General features: G+C 62.9%; 20 protein-coding genes. 5 read left to right on the top strand and 15 right to left on the bottom strand.

The genetic code is table 11. The annotated features are described in order from the left end of the window. Positions 1 to 17 precede the first annotated feature (17 nt). From B0G71_RS00210 to yacG, 4 genes are all read left to right on the top strand, one after another. Positions 18 to 959: an A24 family peptidase gene (locus B0G71_RS00210; RefSeq protein WP_116138956.1), complete on the top strand. Its 942-nt coding sequence runs from the start codon at positions 18 to 20 to the stop codon at positions 957 to 959. A gap of 3 nt (positions 960 to 962) precedes the next feature. Continuing rightward, positions 963 to 1565, top strand: a complete 603-nt coding sequence (coaE, locus tag B0G71_RS00205) for a dephospho-CoA kinase (RefSeq protein ID WP_116138954.1) — start codon at positions 963 to 965, stop codon at positions 1563 to 1565. 194 nt (positions 1566 to 1759) lie between these two features. After that, a complete protein-coding gene (gene zapD, locus B0G71_RS00200; protein WP_106285174.1) occupies positions 1760 to 2515 on the top strand; it encodes a cell division protein ZapD in 756 nt (251 codons plus the stop codon). A 123-nt stretch (positions 2516 to 2638) separates the two neighbouring features. Beyond that, positions 2639 to 2836: a DNA gyrase inhibitor YacG gene (gene yacG, locus B0G71_RS00195; RefSeq protein ID WP_106285173.1), complete on the top strand. Its 198-nt coding sequence runs from the start codon at positions 2639 to 2641 to the stop codon at positions 2834 to 2836. 80 nt (positions 2837 to 2916) lie between these two features. Here the strand turns inward: yacG and mutT are convergent, their stop codons facing one another. The 4 genes from mutT to secA form a co-directional block, all read right to left on the bottom strand. Continuing rightward, positions 2917 to 3342, bottom strand: coding sequence for an 8-oxo-dGTP diphosphatase MutT (gene mutT, locus B0G71_RS00190; RefSeq protein WP_116138952.1), 426 nt, complete (start codon positions 3340 to 3342; stop codon positions 2917 to 2919). Positions 3343 to 3350: 8 nt separating this feature from the next. Beyond that, complete coding sequence (locus B0G71_RS00185; protein WP_116118336.1) at positions 3351 to 4220, bottom strand: ATP-binding protein; 870 nt, start codon at positions 4218 to 4220, stop codon at positions 3351 to 3353. Positions 4221 to 4262: 42 nt separating this feature from the next. Then, positions 4263 to 5504: a bifunctional glutamate N-acetyltransferase/amino-acid acetyltransferase ArgJ gene (gene argJ / locus B0G71_RS00180; protein ID WP_116138950.1), complete on the bottom strand. Its 1242-nt coding sequence runs from the start codon at positions 5502 to 5504 to the stop codon at positions 4263 to 4265. Positions 5505 to 5653: 149 nt separating this feature from the next. Beyond that, a complete protein-coding gene (secA, locus tag B0G71_RS00175; RefSeq protein WP_116118338.1) occupies positions 5654 to 8464 on the bottom strand; it encodes a preprotein translocase subunit SecA in 2811 nt (936 codons plus the stop codon). A gap of 291 nt (positions 8465 to 8755) precedes the next feature. Between secA and B0G71_RS00170 the strand changes: the two genes are divergently transcribed. Then, positions 8756 to 9241 carry a DciA family protein gene (locus B0G71_RS00170; RefSeq protein WP_041758585.1) on the top strand — a complete coding sequence of 162 codons (486 nt, stop codon included), beginning with the start codon at positions 8756 to 8758 and terminating at the stop codon, positions 9239 to 9241. A 71-nt stretch (positions 9242 to 9312) separates the two neighbouring features. Here the strand turns inward: B0G71_RS00170 and lpxC are convergent, their stop codons facing one another. The 11 genes from lpxC to mraY form a co-directional block, all read right to left on the bottom strand. Continuing rightward, positions 9313 to 10230: a UDP-3-O-acyl-N-acetylglucosamine deacetylase gene (lpxC, locus tag B0G71_RS00165; protein ID WP_116138948.1), complete on the bottom strand. Its 918-nt coding sequence runs from the start codon at positions 10228 to 10230 to the stop codon at positions 9313 to 9315. A 289-nt stretch (positions 10231 to 10519) separates the two neighbouring features. Further along, complete coding sequence (locus B0G71_RS00160; RefSeq protein ID WP_012434415.1) at positions 10520 to 11023, bottom strand: peroxiredoxin; 504 nt, start codon at positions 11021 to 11023, stop codon at positions 10520 to 10522. 266 nt (positions 11024 to 11289) lie between these two features. Then, complete coding sequence (ftsZ, locus tag B0G71_RS00155; RefSeq protein ID WP_012434416.1) at positions 11290 to 12486, bottom strand: cell division protein FtsZ; 1197 nt, start codon at positions 12484 to 12486, stop codon at positions 11290 to 11292. Between the two features lie 152 nt (positions 12487 to 12638). Next, on the bottom strand, positions 12639 to 13871 hold the full coding sequence (gene ftsA / locus B0G71_RS00150; RefSeq protein WP_007180311.1) for a cell division protein FtsA: 1233 nt from the start codon (positions 13869 to 13871) through the stop codon (positions 12639 to 12641). A gap of 27 nt (positions 13872 to 13898) precedes the next feature. Continuing rightward, positions 13899 to 14651 carry a cell division protein FtsQ/DivIB gene (locus B0G71_RS00145; protein WP_106285166.1) on the bottom strand — a complete coding sequence of 251 codons (753 nt, stop codon included), beginning with the start codon at positions 14649 to 14651 and terminating at the stop codon, positions 13899 to 13901. Between the two features lie 24 nt (positions 14652 to 14675). Further along, a complete protein-coding gene (locus B0G71_RS00140; protein ID WP_116138946.1) occupies positions 14676 to 15617 on the bottom strand; it encodes a D-alanine--D-alanine ligase in 942 nt (313 codons plus the stop codon). Position 15618: 1 nt separating this feature from the next. Further along, entirely contained in the window at positions 15619 to 17022 is a 1404-nt protein-coding gene (gene murC / locus B0G71_RS00135) for a UDP-N-acetylmuramate--L-alanine ligase (RefSeq protein WP_012434420.1), read from the bottom strand. Beyond that, a complete protein-coding gene (gene murG, locus B0G71_RS00130; RefSeq protein WP_116138944.1) occupies positions 17019 to 18137 on the bottom strand; it encodes an undecaprenyldiphospho-muramoylpentapeptide beta-N-acetylglucosaminyltransferase in 1119 nt (372 codons plus the stop codon). Before murG ends, murC begins: the two co-directional genes overlap by 4 nt. Then, complete coding sequence (gene ftsW / locus B0G71_RS00125; RefSeq protein ID WP_116138942.1) at positions 18134 to 19411, bottom strand: putative lipid II flippase FtsW; 1278 nt, start codon at positions 19409 to 19411, stop codon at positions 18134 to 18136. Before ftsW ends, murG begins: the two co-directional genes overlap by 4 nt. After that, the gene (gene murD, locus B0G71_RS00120) at positions 19408 to 20922 is read right to left on the bottom strand and encodes a UDP-N-acetylmuramoyl-L-alanine--D-glutamate ligase (RefSeq protein ID WP_116138940.1); all 1515 of its coding nucleotides are present in this window, start codon (positions 20920 to 20922) and stop codon (positions 19408 to 19410) included. Before murD ends, ftsW begins: the two co-directional genes overlap by 4 nt. Before the next feature lie 26 nt (positions 20923 to 20948). Further along, complete coding sequence (gene mraY / locus B0G71_RS00115; RefSeq protein WP_095418165.1) at positions 20949 to 22118, bottom strand: phospho-N-acetylmuramoyl-pentapeptide-transferase; 1170 nt, start codon at positions 22116 to 22118, stop codon at positions 20949 to 20951. Between the last annotated feature and the right edge of the window lie 7 nt (positions 22119 to 22125).

Below are 22125 nucleotides of genomic sequence, written 5' to 3'. Positions count from 1 at the left end.
GAATCCATCCTTAATCTATGCGGGCCACTCTTCCATTCGTGCCAGACACTTCTTCCAGCCTGCTGTCGGGCTTGCTGCCCGACCATTTCGCGACCGGCCTCGGCCAGGTGTTCGGCAGCTTGCCCACAGCACTGCAGATGACGTTCGCCATTGTGTTCGGCCTCGTGATCGGCAGCTTCCTGAACGTCGTCGTGCATCGGCTGCCGATCATGCTCGACCGCGCCTGGCGCGCTGAAGTCAGCGAGGCCGCCGATCAACCACGGCAAGAAGACGGCTTGCCCGCACGCTACAACCTGTGGGTGCCGCGCAGCGCCTGTCCTCACTGCGGCCACGTGTTGAGCGCATGGGAGAACCTGCCGGTACTGAGCTATCTATTGCTACGCGGCCGCTGCTCCGCATGCAAGGCGCACGTGAGCCTGCGCTATCCGCTGCTCGAAATCGCCAGTGCGGCGTTCGCGGCGGGCGCACTCGCATTGTTCGGCCCAACCGTCACGGCGCTCGCCGCCTTTGGTCTTTGCGCCACGTTGCTCGCCATGAGCGCGATCGACATCGACACGCATCTGCTGCCCGACTCCCTGACGCTGCCGTTGTTGTGGGCGGGCATCATCGTCAACTTCAACGGTATGTTTACGAACTTGCACGATGCGGTGCTGGGCGCGATCTTCGGCTATCTGGTGCTGTGGGTCGTGCACTGGCTATTTCTCCTTATCCGCGGCGTCGAAGGTATGGGTTATGGCGATTTCAAACTGCTGGCGGCGCTCGGCGCGTGGCTCGGCTGGGCGGCGCTGCCGCAGATCGTGCTGATCGCGGCGGTGAGCGGCGCGGTCGTCGGCCTGCTGGCAACATGGCGCGGCCGCATGCGCTTCGAGGAGCCGCTGCCCTTCGGGCCGTTCCTTGCGGCGGGCGGCGCGCTGACGCTGTTTCTCGGCACACCGCTTTATCTGGCTTTGGGAGGCTGAAGCATGTTTGCTGTGGGATTGACCGGTGGCATCGGCAGCGGCAAATCGACTGTCGCCGATCTCTTTGCGGCGCACGGCGTGCCGCTCGTCGACACCGACCTGATCGCGCACCGCATCACCGCGCGGCATGGCATCGCCATGCCGCCAATCGCCGCCGAGTTCGGCGAGGAGTTCGTCGCACCTGACGGCTCACTCGACCGCGCCGCCATGCGCGCACTCGTATTCAGCGACGACAGCGCGCGCAAACGCCTCGAAGGCATCACGCATCCATTGATTCGCGCTGAAACCGAACGCGAGCAGCGTGAGGCTCAAGGGCCTTATGTGATCGTCGTGGTGCCGCTGCTGGTCGAATCCGGCAAGTGGAAGGCGCGTGTGAATCGCGTGCTGACGGTGGACTGCAGCATCGAAACGCAGATTTCGCGTGTGATGAGCCGCAATAATTTCAGTCGCGAACAGGTGCTGGCGATCATCGCTCGTCAGGCCACACGCGAAGCGCGCCTCGCCGCGGCCGACGACATAATCGACAACGACAACGCGCCGCTGGACTCGCTCGAGTCGCAAGTCGACGCGCTGCATCGCGTGTATCTGTCGCTCGCCCGCGCATGACGCGGACGTGACAACTCGGGAAATCCCGGTTGAACTTCGCAGCGATGCGCGTGCCAAAAGTGCGTTGAAAACCGCCCGAAACACGTGAAAAAAGTTGCAAATGCGTGCTGAAAAAGTGCGTGATTGCTAGGGTAGTCTCACGGCATTAGAATGTTCTGCATTCCCGTCACCGACCACGCCCGAGGCGAGCCCGCTTGATCCTTTACGAGTATCCCTTCAACGAGCGAATCCGGACGCTATTGCGCCTCGAAGATCTGTTCGAGCGCTTCACGTTCTTTCTGACTCAGGAAGACGCCAGGGAACATCACGTCGCACTGACAACGTTGTTCGAAATCTCAGAGGTTGCGGGCCGCGCGGATCTGAAGTCGGATCTGATGAAAGAACTCGAACGCCAACGGCAAACGCTGGCACCGTTTCGCGGCAATCCGGGAATCGAACAGAATGCGCTTGAAGCCGTACTCGGCGAGATCGAGCAAACACTCGCGGGGCTTTCGCAGATGCAGGGCAAGACCGGCCAACATCTTGCAGACAACGAGTGGCTAGCCAGTATCCGCAGCCGCGCGATCATTCCGGGCGGCACCTGCAAGTTCGATCTGCCGTCCTATTACGCCTGGCAGCAGATTCATCCCGATCAGCGCCGCCAGGACATCGCCAAGTGGGTGACGCCGCTGCTGCCGCTGCGCGACGCGGCCATCATCGTCTTGCGGCTCGCGCGCGAGTCCGGCCAGGCGTCCAAGGTCATGGCCATGCAGGGCAGCTATCAGCAGATGCTGTCCGGCCGTTCGTATCAATTGATGCAAGTGCGGGTGGCACCGGAATTGCGCGTGATCCCCGAAGCCAGCGCGAACAAGTACATGCTGTGGGTGCGCTTCACCGTGCAGGACGGCGATTTGCGTCCGCGTGCAGTGGATGTCGACGTTCCCTTCCAGCTTACGCTTTGCAGCCTGTAGGTCACGCTCGCAAGCCTGTCATGTTCACCTGTTAAATCAGAAACGGTGGGGCACGCCTTTAAAGCGGCGAGAAATGCCCCTATATTCGTTACTTGTTCCGTTTGCGATTGATTGCCTGACCGTATGCCTACTGTCGTCAAATGCCCCACATGCGGAAAGGACGTCCGCTGGACACCTGAAAACCGCTTCCGCCCCTTCTGCTCCGATCGCTGCAAGCAGATCGACCTCGGCGCCTGGGCCGCTGAGAAGTACAAGATCGGCGGGAACGAGCAGGAAGCGTCGTCGGACGAGACGCCCGGCGGGGATTACACCCCGCATTGAGCGCGGCCCGCCGGCCGGGCCATGCCGATCGGCGCTGCGATAGAGCGGCGCCTTACGTCGCGCGCCGTTTTCTTTCCGCTTCAGCTCTTTTCGGCTGCGAGCCATTCCAGCACGGGAATGGTCGCCGGCAACAGCGGCTCGACGTCCGCGGGCAGCGTCTGCCAGACAAAAGCCTGACCTTCGCGGCCGTGCGGCTCGCCGGACCACTGCGTCACCTTGCAGAAAAAGAGCCGCACATACGCGTGCGGGTAATCGTGTTCGAGCGTATGCCAAAGATGGCTTGCCTCGACCGTGATACCCAACTCCTCGTGCAACTCGCGAGCGAGCGCGGCTTCGACTGATTCGCCCGCTTCCAGCTTGCCGCCCGGAAATTCCCAGTAGCCTTCGTACGGCTTGCCGGCCGGGCGCTGCGCCAGCAGATAGCGCCCATCGGGCTGGACCAGCACGCCAACCGCGACTTGCGTCACCTTGCGGCCGGCGGCGTTCTTCTCGACGTCGTCGCTCATGCGCTCACTCATGCCGACGTCTTGCGGCCGGACCAGTCGCGCGCGAACTGCCACGCGACACGTCCCGAACGCGATCCGCGCTCGAGCGCCCACACCAGCGCATCGCCGCGCGCCGCTTCGACTTCGGCGTCGTCGCAACCGAAATGGCGCAGCCAGTGGCTGATGATCGACAGGTAGTCATCCTGCTTGAACGGATAGAAGCTGACCCACAAACCGAAACGCTCAGACAGGGAGATCTTTTCTTCGACCAGCTCACCGGGGTGAATCTCGCCGTCGGACGTGTGCTTGTACGTCTCGTTGTCGCTCATGTATTCGGGCAACAGATGGCGCCGGTTCGACGTCGCATAAATCAGCACGTTGTCCGATTGCGCGGCGATCGAGCCGTCGAGCGCGACCTTCAGCGCCTTGTAGCCCGACTCGCCGTCTTCGAACGAGAGGTCGTCGCAGAACACCACGAAGCGCTCCGGCCGCTGCGCGATCAGGTCGACGATATCGCCGAGGTCGTGCAGATCGTCCTTATCCACTTCGATCAGACGTAGCCCGTCTTTCGCGTACGCGTTCAGACACGCCTTGATCAGCGACGACTTGCCGGTGCCGCGCGCGCCTGTCAGCAACACGTTGTTGGCCGGCTGCTTATGGACGAATTGACGCGTGTTCTGCTCGATCAGGCCTTTCTGGCGATCGATGTTCTGCAGGTCGTCGAGCGTGATCGCCGAGATGGCCGGCACCGGCTGCAGGTAGCCGCGCCCCTGGCGCTTGCGCCAGCGGAAGGCCACTGCCGCCGACCAGTCGATATCGGGCGAAGCGGGCGGAAGCATCGCTTCGAGGCGGACGAGCACGGCTTCGGCCCGGGTCAGAAACTGTTCGAGTTTATCCATGGCTGGGAAATAAGCGGCCTTCAGGCCGCGTAATGAACCTGGTTACGAACGATAGTCGGCGTTGATGCTCACGTAGTCGTGCGACAGATCGCAAGTCCAGATCGTGGCTTGCGCATCGCCGCGGCCCAGTACGACACGTATGCCGATCTCGCTCTTTTTCATGACGCGCTGGCCGTCTTCTTCGCGGTAGGCCGGATTGCGGCCGCCAGCAGTGGCGACCAGCACGTCGTCCAGATACAGATCGATCTTGCCGACGTCGAGATCGTCCACGCCGGCATAGCCGATGGCCGCAAGAATGCGGCCGAGATTTGGATCCGATGCATAGAAGGCCGTTTTCACGAGCGGCGAGTGGCCGATCGCATAGGCGATCTGGCGGCATTCGCCGACGCTCGAGCCGCCTTCCACTTGCACGGTCATGAATTTGGTCGCGCCTTCGCCGTCGCGCACGATCAGCTGCGCGAGGGTCTGGGCGACTTCGGTCACCGCGTCGCGCAGCGCTGCATAAGCGGGCGAATCGGTGGACGTGATCGCCGGCAGGCTCGATTTGCCCGACGCGATCAGAATGAACGAATCGTTGGTCGACGTATCGCCATCGATCGTGATGCAGTTGAACGAGCGGTCCGCCACGTGCTTGACCAGCGCGTCGAGCACCGGCTGCGCGACGGCGGCGTCGAATGCGAGGAAGCCGAGCATGGTCGCCATGTTCGGCTTGATCATGCCGGCGCCCTTGCTGATGCCGGTCAGCGTGACCGTGTGGCCCTCGATCGTCACCTGGCGCGACGTGGCCTTGGGCAGCGTGTCCGTGGTCATGATCGCCTGCGCGGCGTCGTACCAGTTCGCTTCCTTGCGGTTCGCCAGCGCAGCCGGCAAACCCGCTTTCAAACGATCGACCGGCAGCGGTTCCAGAATCACGCCCGTCGAAAACGGCAGCACCTGTTCCGGCGTAATGTCCGCCAGACGCGCGAGTTCGGCACAGGTTTCGCGCGCCGCCACGAGGCCCGGCTCACCCGTGCCCGCATTCGCGTTGCCGGTGTTGATCACCAGCGCGCGAATCGGCTTGCCGCCGGCGCGCACGCGTTCCAGATTCTCACGGCACACCGTGACGGGCGCCGCGCAAAAACGGTTCTGCGTGAACACTCCGCCCACCGTGGCGCCTTCGCCCACGGAAATGACGAGCACGTCCTTGCGGTTCGGCTTGCGGATGTTCGCCTCCGCCCAGCCGAGCGAAACGCCGGCGACGGGATGGAGTTGAGCGGGATCGATCGAGGGGAAATTGACAGCCATGGTCGCGACCTGTCGAAGAAAATGCCGGCAGGCGCCGGCATCGGGGAAACGGAACTGGTGGTCCGGGCTTGTTGCCGGACCACCGCGAAATCAAGGCAACCTACCGCCTGAAACGACGCGGCGCGCCTCTCAGCGCGCCGCCTTCGGCATTACACGATCTTGCCGTGGCACTGCTTGTACTTCTTGCCGCTGCCGCACGGGCACGGGTCGTTACGGCCGACCTTCGGCACGTTGTCCGCGCTCATGTTCGCTGCTGCCGTATGCGACGAACCGTGGCTCATGGCATCGCCGATCATGGCGGCGGTGGCTGCTTCCGCGGCAACAGGCGCTGCGGCGGCCGCTTCGGCGAATTCAGCGTGGCGGAACTCGACGTTTTCGAGGTGGCCGCCCTGCTCTTCGAGCTGTTCGGCAGCCTGTTCCAACTGTTCCGGCGACTGGATCTGCACGTTCATCACCACGCGGGTGACTTCGAGCTTCACGGCGTCGAGCATGGCGGCGAATAGTTCGAACGCCTCACGCTTGTATTCCTGCTTCGGATTCTTCTGCGCATAGCCACGCAGATGGATGCCCTGACGCAAGTGATCGAGCGCGGCCAGATGTTCGCGCCAGCTGCGATCCAGCGTTTGCAGCATGATCGAGCGCTCGAATGCGCTGAACGATTCGCGGCCGACCAGTTCGACCTTCGCTTCGTAGGCTTCGTCTGCGGCGGCTTCGACCGCTTCGAGAATCTCGTCCGCGCTGATGGAGTTCGACTCGTTGATCATTTCCTGGATCGCGAGGTCGAGCTGCCATTCGTTGCGCAGCACTTCTTCCAGTTCGGGCACGTCCCACTGCTCTTCGATGCTGCCCGCCGGCACGAACTGATGAACGATATCGGCGATCACGCTCTGACGCATCGCGCCGATCGTTTCGGTGATGTCGTTCGCTTCGAGCAATTCATTGCGCTGCTGGTAAATCACCTTGCGCTGATCGTTCGACACATCGTCGTATTCGAGCAATTGCTTGCGAACGTCGAAGTTGCGCGCTTCCACCTTGCGCTGCGCCGATTCGATCGAGCGAGAGACGATGCCTGCCTCGATCGCTTCACCTTCGGGCATCTTCAGGCGGTCCATGATCGCGCGCACGCGATCGCCAGCGAAAATGCGCAGCAGCGGATCTTCCAGCGACAAATAGAAGCGCGACGAACCCGGATCGCCCTGACGGCCGGCACGGCCGCGCAGCTGATTGTCGATCCGGCGCGATTCGTGGCGCTCGGTGCCGATAATGTGCAGACCGCCCGCGGCCTTCACCTGATCGTGCAGCGCTTGCCATTCGTCATGCAGCTTCTGGATGCGGCGCTGCTTGTCGTCTTCAGCCAGCGTTTCGTCCAGCTCGAGGAACGATGCCTGCTTTTCCGCGTTGCCGCCGAGCACGATGTCCGTACCGCGACCGGCCATGTTAGTGGCGATCGTGATGCGCTTCGGGCGGCCGGCTTCGGCGACGATCTCGGCTTCACGCGCGTGCTGCTTGGCGTTCAGCACTTCGTGCGGCAGACCGGCCTGCTTCAGCAGATGCGACAGCAACTCGGAGTTTTCGATGGACGTCGTGCCGACCAGCACCGGCTGACCCCGTTCGTAGCAATCGCGAATGTCGCGGATTACCGCGTCGTAGCGTTCCTTGGCCGTCTTGTAGATCTGATCCTGCTTGTCGATCCGCTTGGGCGGACGGTTGGTCGGGATCACGACCGTTTCGAGACCATAGATCTCGTTGAATTCGAATGCTTCCGTATCCGCCGTGCCGGTCATGCCGGACAGCTTCGCGTACATGCGGAAGTAGTTCTGGAACGTGATCGACGCGAGCGTCTGGTTCTCGCTCTGGATCTTGACGTGTTCCTTCGCCTCGACAGCCTGGTGCAGCCCGTCCGACCAGCGGCGGCCCGACATCAGACGGCCGGTGAATTCGTCCACGATCACCACTTCGCCGTTCTGCACCACGTAGTGCTGGTCCTTGAAGAACAGCGTGTGTGCGCGCAGCGCGGCGTACACGTGGTGCATCAGCGTGATGTTCTGCGGCGCGTACAGGCTTTCGCCGTCGCCGATCAGGCCCCACTCGGCGAGCAGACGCTCGGCCTTTTCGTGGCCCGATTCCGTCAGGAACACCTGGCGGCCTTTTTCATCCAGCGTATAGTCGCCCGGCTTTTCGACGCCGGTGCCGTCCGCTTTCTCTTCGCCGATCTGGCGCTCGAGCAGCGGCGGCAGTGCGTTCATGCGCACGTACAGGTCGGTGTGATCTTCTGCCTGGCCGGAGATGATCAGCGGCGTACGGGCTTCGTCGATCAGGATCGAGTCGACCTCGTCGACCACCGCGAAATTCAGGGCTCGCTGCACGCGCGCGTCGGTCTCGTAGACCATGTTGTCGCGCAGGTAGTCGAAGCCGAATTCGTTGTTGGTGCCGTACGTGATGTCCGCCGCGTAGGCTTCCTGCTTCGCGCCGTGATCCATCTGCGACAGATTGATGCCGACCGACAGACCGAGAAAGTTGTACAGGCGCGCCATCCATTCGGCGTCGCGCTGGGCGAGGTAGTCGTTGACCGTGACCACGTGCACGCCGCGGCCGGACAGCGCGTTCAGGTACACCGGCAGCGTGGCGACGAGCGTCTTGCCCTCACCGGTGCGCATTTCGCCGATCTTGCCGTAGTGCAGAACCATGCCGCCGATCAGCTGCACGTCGAAGTGGCGCATTTTCAGCACCCGCTTGCTGGCCTCGCGGCACACCGCGAAGGCTTCCGGCAGGAGCTTGTCGAGCGATTCGCCGCTCGCGACGCGCTGGCGGAATTCACCCGTTTTGGCGCGCAGTTGATCGTCCGTCAATTGCTCGATCTGCGGTTCGAGCGCATTGATCGCCGTGACGGTCTTTTGATATTGCTTGACTAGCCGCTGGTTGCGGCTGCCAAAAATCTTCTGTAGAAAACCGGTGGTCATCGGATCGGTGTCTGCGTCGCGGCTTCGGCTGGGTCGCGGTGTGCAGTTCGTGCACGCGCGCTCCGGGGTCGGAAGGGCCTCGGCGGCTTAGTCCAAGAGTGAATTCGAATCGCGCATTTTAGCACGCGGCCCCGCCCACGCTTATGTCAGCAGCGAGACGGCGGCAGGGCATCGGAAGCCCGCCGCAGCGCGCTCTGGCAGTCCGCATTGAGGCGGGACCGCGTGCGTCCTGCGCGGTACAATCGCGGCGTGAACGCGCATAGGGTGCGGACACGCCGTGACCCATCGAACATGAGCCGTTTTCCTTCCTTTTCAAGGCCGCCGCCCCAGCAGTTCAAGGCGCGCCGCCCGCAGCCGGTCGCCGAGGTGCTCAATCGCACGGACGCGTTCGCGGCCCTGCGCGCGGGCGTCGAGCAGATTGCGGCGTTGGAGAAGGATCTGCGCGCGCTGCTGCCGGACTATCTGGCGACGAGCGTCGAACCCAGCTTTATCAAGGAAGGCGTGCTCGCCCTGTTCGCCGGCCATAACGCGCTGGCGGCGCGGCTGCGGCATCTGGAGCCGCGGCTGCTGGCGGATCTGCAGCAGCGCGGCTGGCCGGTGAATTCGCTGCGGATTCGCGTGCGCCCGCAGGCTGTGAAGGAACCGCCGCCGGTCAAACAGGCGCGCATGACGCCGGCCGGCGCTGATGCGCTCCACGCGCTGAGCGAGTCGCTGGCGCCTTCGCCGCTGCAGGAAGCCTTGGCGAAAATGGCGGCGCGGCATCGGAGAAATCGCTAGGCAAAAGAAAAGCGGCCCGACTGGGCCGCTTACTTTTCATGCGCTGACTTCGGAAATTTCACCCGGAGGCGTCAGGCAAAAGCCGTCTGCGTCTCGTAGGCAAAACCGCGCGGCGCCTTCTGTGTGTCCTCGAACGTCACGATTTCGTACGAATCTTCGTGTGCCAGCAGTTCGCGCAGGAGCGCGTTGTTCAGGCCGTGGCCCGATTTGTATGCGTCATACGCCGCCAGCAACGGATGGCCAACCACATACAGGTCGCCGATCGCGTCGAGCATCTTGTGCTTTACGAACTCGTCGTCGTAGCGCAGGCCGTCGTTATTCAGAATACGGTACTCGTCCAGCACGATCGCGTTGTCCATGCTGCCGCCACGCGCCAGACCCAGTTCGCGCATCATTTCCACTTCATGCGCAAAACCGAAGGTGCGGGCGCGCGCGATTTCGCGCACGTACGACGTATTGGCAAAATCCACTTCCAGCGCCTGGCCGGTTTTATCCACAGCCGGGTGACGGAAATCGATCGTGAACTTGAGCTTGAAACCAAAGTACGGGTCGAGACGCGCGAATTTATCGCCGTCACGAATTTCGACCGGCTTGGTGACCTTGATGAATTTCTTCGCCGCGTTCTGTTCTTCAATACCCGCCGACTGAATCAGAAACACGAATGAACCGGCACTGCCGTCCATGATCGGAATTTCTTCGGCGGTGACGTCGATATAAAGATTGTCGATGCCGAGGCCGGCGCAGGCGGACATCAGATGCTCGATGGTCGAGACGCGCGCGCCGTCCTTCTGCAACACGGAAGCCATACGCGTATCGCCAATCGCCATCGCCGACGCGGGAATGTCCACTGGCGTGGCCAGATCCACGCGCGAAAACACGATGCCCGTGTCCGGCGCGGCCGGACGGAGCGTCAGTTCGACTTTGCGGCCCGAGTGCAGGCCGATGCCGACTGTCTTGACGATTTGTTTGATAGTGCGCTGCTTCAGCATGGTGATCTTCTATTCGATTGAAAATCCCAATCGGGACTTTTTATTCCATAGCGCGAATTATACTCCAATACCCTAAGGAGCGTCTTTCCGCGGAACGTATCAATCTGTTTCGCTGCATTACCCTTGTGCGCCCGTCAGGGAAAGCGTGACGGGCCGATGCCCCGGAACGGAGGCGTTTCCGGTCATCGGCCCGCGTAACGGCCTGTCACAAAAGCGTCTTATCGACCGTTGCCCAAGCACAACGCGCCAACCGCGCGTGCCTGTGGCGAAGGCCACGACGCCAGCGTGCCTAGCTCAACGTAGCGAGAATACTCCCTGCATCGCTGACTTCGAATTTGCCGGCAGCCTCGACGTTCAACGTCTTGACCACGCCGTCGTCGACTACCATCGCGTAGCGCTGGGAACGGATTCCCATGCCGCGCGCCGACAAATCCTGCTCGAGACCGAGCGCTCGCGTGAAAGCCGCACTGCCGTCCGCCATCATGCGCACCTTGCCCGAGGCGTGCTGATCGCGTCCCCACGCGCCCATTACGAACGCGTCGTTGACGGACACGCACCAGATCTCGTCGATGCCAAGAGCGCGCAACTGCTCGGCGTGCTCGACATAACCCGGTACATGTTTGGCCGAACAGGTTGGCGTGAACGCGCCGGGCAATCCAAAGATCACCACACGCTTGCCCGCCGTCTGCTCGCGCACGTCGAAGCTGTTAGGCCCGATCGTGCAGCCCGCCCGCTCGTCTTCGATCAACTCGAAGAGCGTCGCGTCGGGCAGCTTGTCACCTGCCTGAATCATGCTCAGTCCTTTGCATCGATGCGAAGCACGCTCGCACGTCGTCGTGTCGCAGTGAAAAATCCGGCGTGGGCACCAACCACTGCATGCTCCGCCGTCCGGCGACAGTCGCCCAATCCGCTTCGCGAATCCGAAGAGGGCAGTTGTCCTTGTCGCGAATCCTCAACGATACGCGACTTGTTCGCCGTTCACCCGCCACGCTCGTGCATTCGTCCGCCAGCACTGCACTGCTGTCCAAGCAGCGCCGCAACGAAAGCCTGCCCGTGCGCTCAGTCCGCCTGCTTGCGCAGGAATGCCGGAATGTCGTACGTGTCGACGCCCTTTTCCTGCAGCGCCTGCACATGCGAAGCGGCCGTATCGCGCGACGTGCGCCACACTGCCGGCGTGTCCAGCGCGCCGTAATCGGCGGTGCTGGCGTGCGACGACTGCGGTGCGTAAGCCGCGTGTGCACTGATCGGCTGGTTGTCGGTGCCGGTGCGCAGCAGCGTCATCGGTGCCGATTGCTGCTTCTTGGCCGCACGGCCCAGACCCGTTGCCACGACCGTCACGCGCAGCGCGTCGCCCATTGCATCGTCGTACACCGCGCCGAAAATCACGGTCGCGTCTTCTGCCGCGTAGCTCTTGATCGTGTTCATCACTTCGCGCGTTTCCGACAGACGCAGCGAACGGCTCGACGTGATGTTCACCAGCACGCCACGCGCGCCCGACAGATCCACGCCTTCCAGCAGCGGGCTGGCCACAGCCTGCTCAGCAGCAAGGCGCGCGCGATCGACGCCGGCAACCGTCGCCGTGCCCATCATCGCCTTGCCCTGCTCGCCCATCACCGTCTTCACGTCTTCGAAGTCGACGTTCACCAGACCGTCGACGTTGATGATTTCCGCGATGCCGGCAACTGCGTTGTTCAGAACGTCGTCTGCGCACTGGAAGCACTTGTCCATCTCGGCGTCATCGCCCATCACCTCGAACAGCTTGTCGTTCAGAACGACGATCAGCGAGTCGACGTGATCCTCCAGTTGCTGCGAACCGGCTTCTGCCACGCGCATCCGCTTGCCGCCTTCGAATTCGAACGGCTTGCTGACCACGCCAACGGTCAAGATACCCATTTCTTTAGCGATCTGCGCGACCACGGGTGCTGCGCCCGTGCCCGTGCCGCCGCCCATGCCGGCCGTGATGAAGACCATGTGCGCGCCGCGCAGTGCGTCGGCGATGCGCTCACGTGCTTCTTCCGCTGCGGCGCGGCCCATTTCCGGCTTGGCGCCGGCGCCCAGACCCGTGTTGCCGAGCTGGATCACCGCGGTGGCGCGCGAACGCGACAAAGCCTGCGCGTCCGTGTTCATCACGATGAAGTCGACGCCTTGCACGCCTTTGTTGATCATGTGCTGAACAGCATTGCCGCCAGCGCCACCTACTCCGACCACCTTGATGATGGTGCCGTTCGTTTCGGTTTCCAGCATTTGGAAATCCATGATGCCTCCGTCAAGATAAAAATTTACAGCCACTTCGGCCGTTATTCGGCAGGAGATCGGGCAACCCCCTGTCGCGCGCCGGCCGCCGGCACCAGCGCGTATTTTGAAAACCCGTTCGACAACCCGTTCTGTGCAGCGGTGCTACGAATGCTTTAGAAATTGCCGAGGAACCAGTCCTTCATGCGCGTGAACACCTGTCCCATCGAGCCCGACTGCACCGCGACCTTGCGGCCGCGCATGCGCTGCGAGCGTCCTTCGACGAGCAGGCCCATCGCCGTCGAGTAGCGCGGATTGCGCACTACATCAGCGAGACCGCCCGCGTATTCCGGCACGCCGATACGCACCGGCTTCAGGAAAATGTCCTCGCCCAGTTCAACCATGCCGAGCATCATCGACGCGCCGCCGGTCAGCACCACGCCGGAGCTCAGCAGTTCCTCGTAACCCGACTCGCGCACCACCTGCTGCACGAGCGAAAACAGTTCCTCGACACGCGGCTCGACCACCGCCGCCAGCGCCTGGCGCGACAGCGTGCGCGGACCGCGCTCGCCGAGACCCGGCACTTCGATCATTTCGTCCGGATCGGCCAAAGCCTGCTTGGCGATGCCGTAATCCACCTTGATGTCTTCCGCGTCCGGCGTCGGCGTGCGCAGCGCCATCGCGATGTCGCTCGTGATCTGGTCGCCGGCGATCGGAATCACAGCCGTATGACGGATCGCGCCTTCGCTGAAAATCGCAATATCAGTCGTGCCGCCGCCGATATCGACCAGCACCACGCCGAGTTCTTTTTCGTCTTCCGTCAGCACCGCCAGCGACGACGCCAGCGGCTGCAAGATCAGATCGTTCACTTCGAGCCCGCAGCGGCGCACGCACTTGACGATGTTCTGCGCCGCGCTCACCGCACCGGTGACGATATGCACCTTCACTTCCAGGCGAATGCCGCTCATGCCGATCGGCTCGCGCACATCTTCCTGACCGTCGATGATGAATTCCTGCGTCAGGATATGCAGCACTTGCTGATCGGTCGGGATGTTGATCGCCTTCGCCGTTTCGATCACGCGCGCCACATCCGTCTGCGTGACTTCCTTCTCCTTGATCGCCACCATGCCGCTGGAATTGAAGCTGCGGATATGGCTGCCGGCAATCCCGGTAAATACGTTGGTGATCTTGCAGTCGGCCATCAGTTCGGCTTCTTCGAGCGCGCGCTGAATGGACTGCACGGTGGCCTCGATATTCACCACCACGCCTTTCTTGAGCCCCTTTGATTCGCTCTGGCCGAGGCCGATCACCTCGTAGTGACCTTCGCCCTTCAACTCGGCGACGATGGCCACGACCTTCGACGTCCCAATGTCGAGGGCGACCAGCAGATCTTTATAGTCTTTACTCATAGCGTGCTCATTGCGTGTGATGTCCGTTTACTTCTTGCCCTTGTCGGGTTCGGTGATAAAGCGCATCCCTGCCGCGCGAATCGCGAAACCGTTCGGATAGCGCAAGTCCGCATACTCGATATCCTTTCCCCAACGTTGCGTCACCGCGCTCCACGCCGCGCTCAGACGTTTGCTCCGATCGAGCAGCGTGTCCTGATTGCGTTCGCGCCCAAGTTCCACCTGCGTGCCGTTCGAGAGCTTCACTGTCCACGCGTAGCGGGGCGACAGCGTCACTTCTTCAGGCGTCGCGCCCAACGGCGCAAACCATTTCTGGAAGTCGTGATACCGCGCGACCACCTCTTTTGCCGTACCGTCCGGACCGTCGAAGGCGGGCAGATCTTCTTCGAGCTCGCCCTGGTTCGCGGTGAACAGCTCGCCGTCGACGCTCACCAGCTGATCGCTGCCCCACGTTCCCAGCGGTTTGTACTCTTCCAGCGTGACAGCCAGTGCATTCGGCCAGACGCGCCGCACGCTCGCATGACGCACCCACGGCATCTGCTCGAACGCCTGACGCGCCACGTCGAGATCCACCGTAAAAAAGTTGCCCTTCAAGCGGCCAACCACACCCGCGCGCACCGTCGGCGAATTGATGTGCTCGGTATCGCCGTCGATCTGGATTTCGCGCAGCGCGAAATTCGGGCGCTGGATCAGCCAGTAACCGCCTGCCGCCAGCAGCACGAGCACCAGCAACACATGCAATGTGTTGGCGGCAAAATTGAGCTGGCGAACGTTGTTCCACATGGTGTTGCTTTCGGGTCGCCCCGGTTAGTCCTGCAGCGTCAGCGCCAACACGCCGACAACCAGTTCCTGATAGCTAATGCCTACCGCACGCGCCGCTTTCGGCGGCAGCGAGTGATCGGTCATGCCAGGCGCCGTGTTCACTTCGAGGAAATACGGGTTGCCGTCGGCGTCGAGCATGAAATCCGCGCGGCCCCAGTCGGTGCAGCCGAGCACGTCGAAGGCACGGCGCGCCAGCACTTTCAGGCGCGCTTCCTCGTCTGCCGCCAGACCGCACGGGATCAGATACTGCGTGTCGTTCGCGATGTACTTCGCGTGATAGTCGTAGAACTCGCCGGCCGGCACGATGCGAATCACCGGCAAATCCAGATTGCCGGCTATGCACGCGGTGTATTCGCCGCCGCCTTCAATACTCTTTTCGACCACGACGATCTTGTCGTACTTGACCGCTTCGATCAGCGCGGCGGGCAGCGCGTCGGCGCTCTTCACCTTGATCACCGCGACGCTCGAACCTTCGCTCGCCGGCTTCACGAAGAGCGGCAAACCGAGCTTCGCGACGATGTCTTTCGAGCGCGCTTCGTAGTCGTCGCCGCGCAGCACCGCTTCGAACGGCGGCGTCGGAATGCCGAGTTGCTGCCACACGAGCTTGGTGCGGAACTTGTCCAGACCGAGCGCCGAGCCGAGCACGCCACTGCCGGTGTACTTGATGCCGTAAAAGTCGAGCGCGCCCTGAATCTGGCCGTTCTCGCCGTAACCTCCATGCAGCGCGTTGAACGCGCGCACAAAACCTTCTTCCTTCAATGCGGCGAGCGGACGCTCGGCCGGATCGAACGGATGCGCGTCCACGCCGGCGTCGCGCAGACCTTGCAGCACGAGGCGGCCGGAATTGAGCGAGACCTCGCGCTCGGCGGAATTACCACCGAGCAGTACTGCCACTTTGCCGAATTGTTTGGGGTCGATACTGCTCATCTCACACCTTCGTTTCCTGCGCGAGGCGACCCGGCACACCGCCGATCGAACCCGCGCCCATCGTGATCACCACATCGCCGTCGCGCACCACTGCTGAGAGCGCGTCCGGCACTTCATCCACCGTATCGACAAATACCGGCTCGACCTTGCCCGCCACCCGCAGCGCACGCGCCAACGCGCGGCCGTCCGCGGCGACGATCGGCGACTCGCCGGCCGAATAGACTTCGGTCAGCACAAGCGCGTCGACGGTGGACAGCACTTTCACAAAATCCTCGAAGCAATCACGCGTGCGCGTGAAGCGGTGCGGCTGGAACGCCAGTACCAGACGGCGGCCCGGAAATGCGCCGCGCGCCGCCGCCACAGTGGCCGCCATTTCGACCGGGTGATGACCGTAGTCATCCACCAGCGTGTACGCGCCACTCGCTTTCCCTTCGCTGACGACAGGCACTTCGCCGTAACGCTGGAAGCGTCGGCCCACGCCGTTGAAATCCGCCAGCGCTCGCTGGATATCGGCATCTTTCACTTCAAGTTCAGTCGCAATTGCAATCGCGGCCAAAGCATTCTGTACGTTGTGCTCGCCCGGCAGGTTCAAGACGATGTCGATCGGTGCCGCGTCTTCGCGCATGGCCGTGAAATGCATCTTGCCGTCATGCGCTTTTACGTTGACCGCACGCACCTGCGCGTCCGGCGCGAAGCCGTAGCGAATGATCGGCTTCGACACGAACGGCAGGATCTCCTTCACATTCGGATCGTCCACACACAACACCGCGATACCGTAAAACGGCAGCCGGTGCGTGAATTCAATGAACGCTTGCTTGAGCCGCGCGAAGTCGTGGCCGTAGGTGTCCATGTGATCCGCGTCGATGTTCGTGATGACTTCGATCACCGGAAACAGATTCAGGAACGATGCATCCGACTCGTCGGCTTCCGCGACGATGAAGTCACCCGTGCCGAGGCGCGCATTCGCGCCCGCGCTAATCAGCCGGCCGCCGATCACGAAAGTCGGATCGAGACCGCCCGCCGCCAGCACGCTCGCCACCAGCGAGGTGGTCGTGGTCTTGCCGTGCGTACCGGCAATCGCGATGCCCTGCTTCAGGCGCATCAGTTCCGCGAGCATCACCGCGCGCGGCACGATCGGAATGCGGCGATGACGCGCGGCCAGCACTTCCGGGTTGTCGCTGCGCACCGCGGTGGAAACGACCACCGCGTTCGCGCCTTCGATGTTCTCCGCCGCGTGGCCGATCGCGATCCGCGCGCCGAGTGCGGCGAGGCGATCGGTGATCGCGTTGCTCGTGAGATCCGAGCCGCTCACCTGATAGCCGAGGTTGACCAGCACCTCCGCGATGCCGCTCATGCCGACACCACCGATGCCGACAAAGTGAATGTGTTTGACGATGTGTTTCATTGCTTTCCTTCTGGGCTCGCGCCCGAAATCGAACCCGCCACGGTCGCGCAAATCTGCGCGACCTGTTCCGTGGCGTCGGGTTTCGCGAGCGAGCGCGAACGCTCCGCCATCTCCGCGAGGGTTGCTCGCGTCTGGCTGCGCAACCAGTCAGCGAGGGTTTCCGCCGACAGATCGCGTTGCTGCACGACCAGCGCCGCGCCGTTGTCGGCGAGGAACGCTGCATTAGTGGTTTGGTGATCGTCTACTGCATACGGGAACGGCACGAAGAACGCCGCCACGCCTACTGCTGAAATCTCGGATACCGTCATTGCGCCGGACCGGCAAATCACCAGGTCCGCTTTCGCGTAGGCGCTCGTCATGTCGTCGATGAACGGCACGAGTTCGACGTCGGCGCCTGCTTGCAGACCTGCTGCCGCGTAGTTCTCGCGCAGCGCTTCGATATGCTTCGCGCCCGCCTGATGCACGATGCGCGGCCGTTCGTTCGGCGCGAGCAAGGCCACCGCGCGCGGCACGACTTCATTCAACGCCGCGGCGCCCAGACTGCCGCCCACGACGAGCACATTCAACGGACCGCTGCGTTGCGCGTAGCGTGCTTTGGGTGCAATCGCGCGCGCAAGTTCCTCACGAATCGGATTTCCCGTCCATTCGCCGTGCGGCAGTGCATTCGGAAACGCAACCAGCACACGTTTAGCGACTTTCGCGAGCACCTTGTTCGCGAGACCGGCAATCGAATTCTGTTCATGCAGCACCAGCGGACGGCCGCTCAACGCGGTCATCAAACCGGCCGGAAACGTGATGTAACCGCCCATGCCGAGCACGACATCCGGCTTCACGCGACGCAGCACGGAGAGACTTTGCGTGCAGGCACGCAGCAGATTCAGCGGCAGCATCAGCTTGGGTTTCAGACCCTTGCCGCGCACGCCGCCGAAGCGCACGTATTCCATCGGGATGCCGTGCTTCGGCACCAGCGTCGCTTCCATGCCCGCGGGATTGCCGAGCCATACGACCTTCCAGCCCCACGCCTGCATCAGATGCGCGACCGCGAGCCCCGGGAACACGTGTCCCCCGGTGCCGCCGGCCATCACCATCAGCGTGCGTTGCGGCAGAGCGGTCATACCTTCCCTCCGCGCATGAGCACCCGGTTCTCGTAGTCCACACGCATCAACACGGCAACAGCAACGCAGTTCAGCACAATGCCCGAACCGCCATAACTGACTAGCGGCAACGTGAGACCCTTCGTCGGCAGCAAGCCGAGGTTCACGCCCATGTTGATGAAGGTCTGCGCGCCAAACCAGATGCCGATACCTTTCGCGACCAGGCCCGCGAACGTGCGGTCGAGTGCGAGCGCCTGACGGCCGATCTCGAACGAGCGGCGCACGATCCAGTAGAACATCAGGATCACGACCAGCACGCCGACAAAACCCAGTTCCTCGCCGATCACCGCGAGGATGAAGTCGGTATGCGCTTCCGGCAGATAGTTGAGTTTCTCGACGCTGCCGCCGAGACCCACGCCGAACCACTCGCCGCGACCGAACGCGATCAGCGAGTGCGTCAATTGATAAGCCTTGCCCTGCGCGTAACGGTCGTCCCACGGATCGAGGTACGCGAAAATCCGTTCACGACGCCACGGCGACGCCCACACCAGCAAACTGAACGTGCCAACCGCGGTTGCCACCAGGCCGCCGAACAGCTTGCCGTTCACGCCGCCGAGAAACAGCACGCCCATTGCGATCGCCGCGATCACCATGAACGCGCCCATGTCCGGTTCGAGCAGCAGCAACGCGCCGACGAGACCCACGGCGACCGCCATCGGCAAAAAGCCTTTGGCGAAGCTGTGCATGTATTCCTGTTTGCGCACCGTGTAGTTCGCGGCGTAAATCGTCACCGCGAGCTTCATGATTTCCGACGGCTGCATGTTCGTGATGCCGAGCGGAATCCAGCGGCGCGCGCCGTTCACGCCCTTGCCGACGTGCGGGATCAGCACGATCACCAGCGCGAACAGCGAGATCAGAAACAGCTTTGGCGCGTACTTGTCCCATGTCGCGATCGGAATGCGGAACGACACGATGCCGATCACCGAGCCCATCACCACGAAGATGATCTGGCGCACGAGGAACGCGTAATCGCGGTACGACGCGTACTTCGGCGAATCGGGCATGGCGATCGACGCCGAATACACCATCACCACGCCGAGACCGAGCAGCGCGACGACCACCCACAGCAGCGAGTGATCGTAGTCGAGCATGCGCGAGCGCAGCGGACGCACGCCGTTGACGGCGCTCGCGAGACCACTGCCGCCCGTGCGGCCGCCGACGCGAGCCGCGCCGCCCGAACCACCCGCATCGCCGCCAGCGGCCTGGCGCGAACCGAAACGTTCCGACCAGCTCATATCATCGTCCCCCGTTCGGCCGCGATGTCTTCTACCGTGCTGCGGAATACCGCCGCGCGGTGCGCGTAACCCTTGAACATGTCGAAGCTCGCGCAAGCCGGCGAGAGCAGTACGGCATCGCCCGGCTCAGCGAGCGCGGTCGCGGCGCGCGTCGCTTCTTCGAGCGTCGCGTGATCCGTCATGGCGATACCGGTTTCTTCCAGCGCCGCGCGAATCTGCGGCGCGTCGCGGCCGATCAGCATCACGGCGCGGCACCAGCGCGTGACCGGCGCGGCAAGCGGTTCGAAATCCTGACCCTTGCCGTCGCCGCCGGCGATCAACACGATGCGCTGGGCGAGCCCGTCGAGCGCGGCAACCGTCGCGCCGACGTTGGTGCCCTTGCTGTCGTCCACATAGTCGACACCGTCGATCGACGCGATTAATTCCACGCGATGCGGCTCGCCGCGATATTCGCGCAGACCGTGCAACAGCGGCGCGCCCGGCAGGCCGACCGCGCGTGCGAGTGCATAGGCGGCGAGCGCGTTGGCGGCGTTGTGCAGGCCACGAATGCGCAAGGCGTCCGCGGGCATCAGGCGTTTGAGCGCGATGTTCGGCGGCGTGACCACTTCGTTCTTGCGACGGCGCTTCGGCACCGGTTCGTCGCTCGCGTCGCGATCGTGCGCCTCTACGAGCCAGATCATGCCGTTGTCGCGCAGCAGACCGTAGTCGCCGTCGTTCTTCGGCTCGGTGACGCCGAACGTGACCATCTCGGCTTCGCTATCTTCCGCGGGCGCGAGCTTCATGACACGCGAGTCGTCGCGATTCAGCACGCGCACAGTCTGCGCACCGAAGATGCGGCCCTTCGCGGCGGCGTATGCGTCCAAACCGCCATGCCAGTCCAGATGATCCTGCGTGATGTTCAACACGACCGCCGCATCCGGCGAGAACGTGTGCGCCGTTTCCAACTGGAAGCTCGACAGTTCCAGCACCCACACGTCGGGCAACGCGGTGTTGTCGATCGCTTCAGCGAGTTTGTCGAGCAGCGACGGGCTGATGTTGCCCGCCACCGCGACCTTTTTGCCGGCGCGCTCGCACAGCAGGCCGGTCAAGCTCGTCGTCGTGGTCTTGCCGTTGGTGCCCGTAATCGCGATCACCTTCGGCGCATAGCCGCTTTCGCCAAGCGACTTCAGCGCTTGCGAGAACAGTTCGAGTTCGCCCCACACGGGGATACCCTGCTCGCGCGCAGCTTCGATCAGCGGCAACAGATCGGCGGCAAACGGCGACAGGCCGGGGCTGATGGCGACGAGTTCGACACCTTCGAGCAGCACCGGCGAAAACGGGCCGCCGACGAATGCGGCGTCGACGCCATGCGCTTCCAGCGCGGGCAGGTTCGGCGGTACTTCACGCGTGTCGGCCACTCGCAGCCGACAGCCGTGCCGCGCGCACCAGCGCGCCATTGCAAGACCGGATTCACCCAGTCCCAGCACGAGCACCATCGGCTTTTGCCGATCCCGAAACTTCTCGCCGAACATCGCCTGCTTCCTTAAGGACCTGCTGCTTAACGCAGTTTGAGCGTGGACAAACCAAAGAGACACAACATCAACGTGATGATCCAGAAGCGCACGACCACTTGCGTTTCCTTCCAACCCGACAATTCAAAATGGTGATGCAGCGGCGCCATCTTGAAGAGACGCCGCCCTTCGCCGAAGCGGCGCTTGGTGAATTTGAACCACGTCACTTGCAACATCACGGAGAGCGTTTCCGCGACAAAAATGCCGCCCATGATGAAGAGCACGATTTCCTGGCGCACGATCACCGCCACCGTGCCGAGCGCACCACCTAGCGCGAGCGCGCCGACGTCGCCCATGAACATTTGTGCCGGGTGCGTGTTGAACCAGAGAAACGCGAGCCCTGCCCCGCCCATTGCCGAACAGAAGATCAGCAGTTCGCCCGCGCCGGCGATATGCGGAAACAGCAGGTATTTCGAGTAAACCGAGCTGCCCATCACGTAAGCGAACACACCGAGCGATGCGCCGACCAGCACGACCGGCATGATCACGAGACCGTCGAGGCCGTCAGTGAGGTTGACCGCGTTGCTCGCGCCGACGATCACCAGATACGTCAGCACGATGAAGCCCCACACGCCGAGCGGATAGCTGATCGATTTGACGAACGGCAGCATCAGGTCGGCGCGCGCCGGCAAGCCCATCGAGAGGCCGCTGCGCACCCACGCCATGAACAGGTCGAACACGCGCACATTGCTCGCTTCCGACACGCTGAAAGCCAGATAGACCGCCGCGAACAGACCAATTACCGACTGCCAGAAATACTTTTCGCGCGACGACATGCCGCGCGGATCCTTGTAGACCACCTTGCGGTAATCGTCGACCCAGCCGATCACGCCGAAACCGAACGTGACGAGCATCACGATCCAGATGAAGCGATTGGTCAGATCGGCCCACAACAACGTCGCCACGGCGATGCCGAGCAGAATCAGCACGCCGCCCATGGTCGGCGTGCCGGATTTGACGAGGTGAGTTTGCGGGCCATCTTTACGAACAGCCTGACCGACCTTCATGGCGGTCAGCTTGCGAATCACCGCCGGGCCGCAGACGAGCCCGATCAGCAGCGCGGTGATGGTCGCCATCACCGCACGGAAAGTCAGATAACTGAACACGCGCAAGAAGCTTGCGTCATTCTGCAGCCATTGCGCCAGCGCCAGTAGCATGCTTCGG

It is taken from the genome of Paraburkholderia sp. BL27I4N3 (genome assembly GCF_003386115.1).
GTDB lineage: Bacteria > Pseudomonadota > Gammaproteobacteria > Burkholderiales > Burkholderiaceae > Paraburkholderia.
Note: the sequence above shows the minus strand (reverse complement) of the source record. Positions and strands in the feature narration are given on the sequence as shown.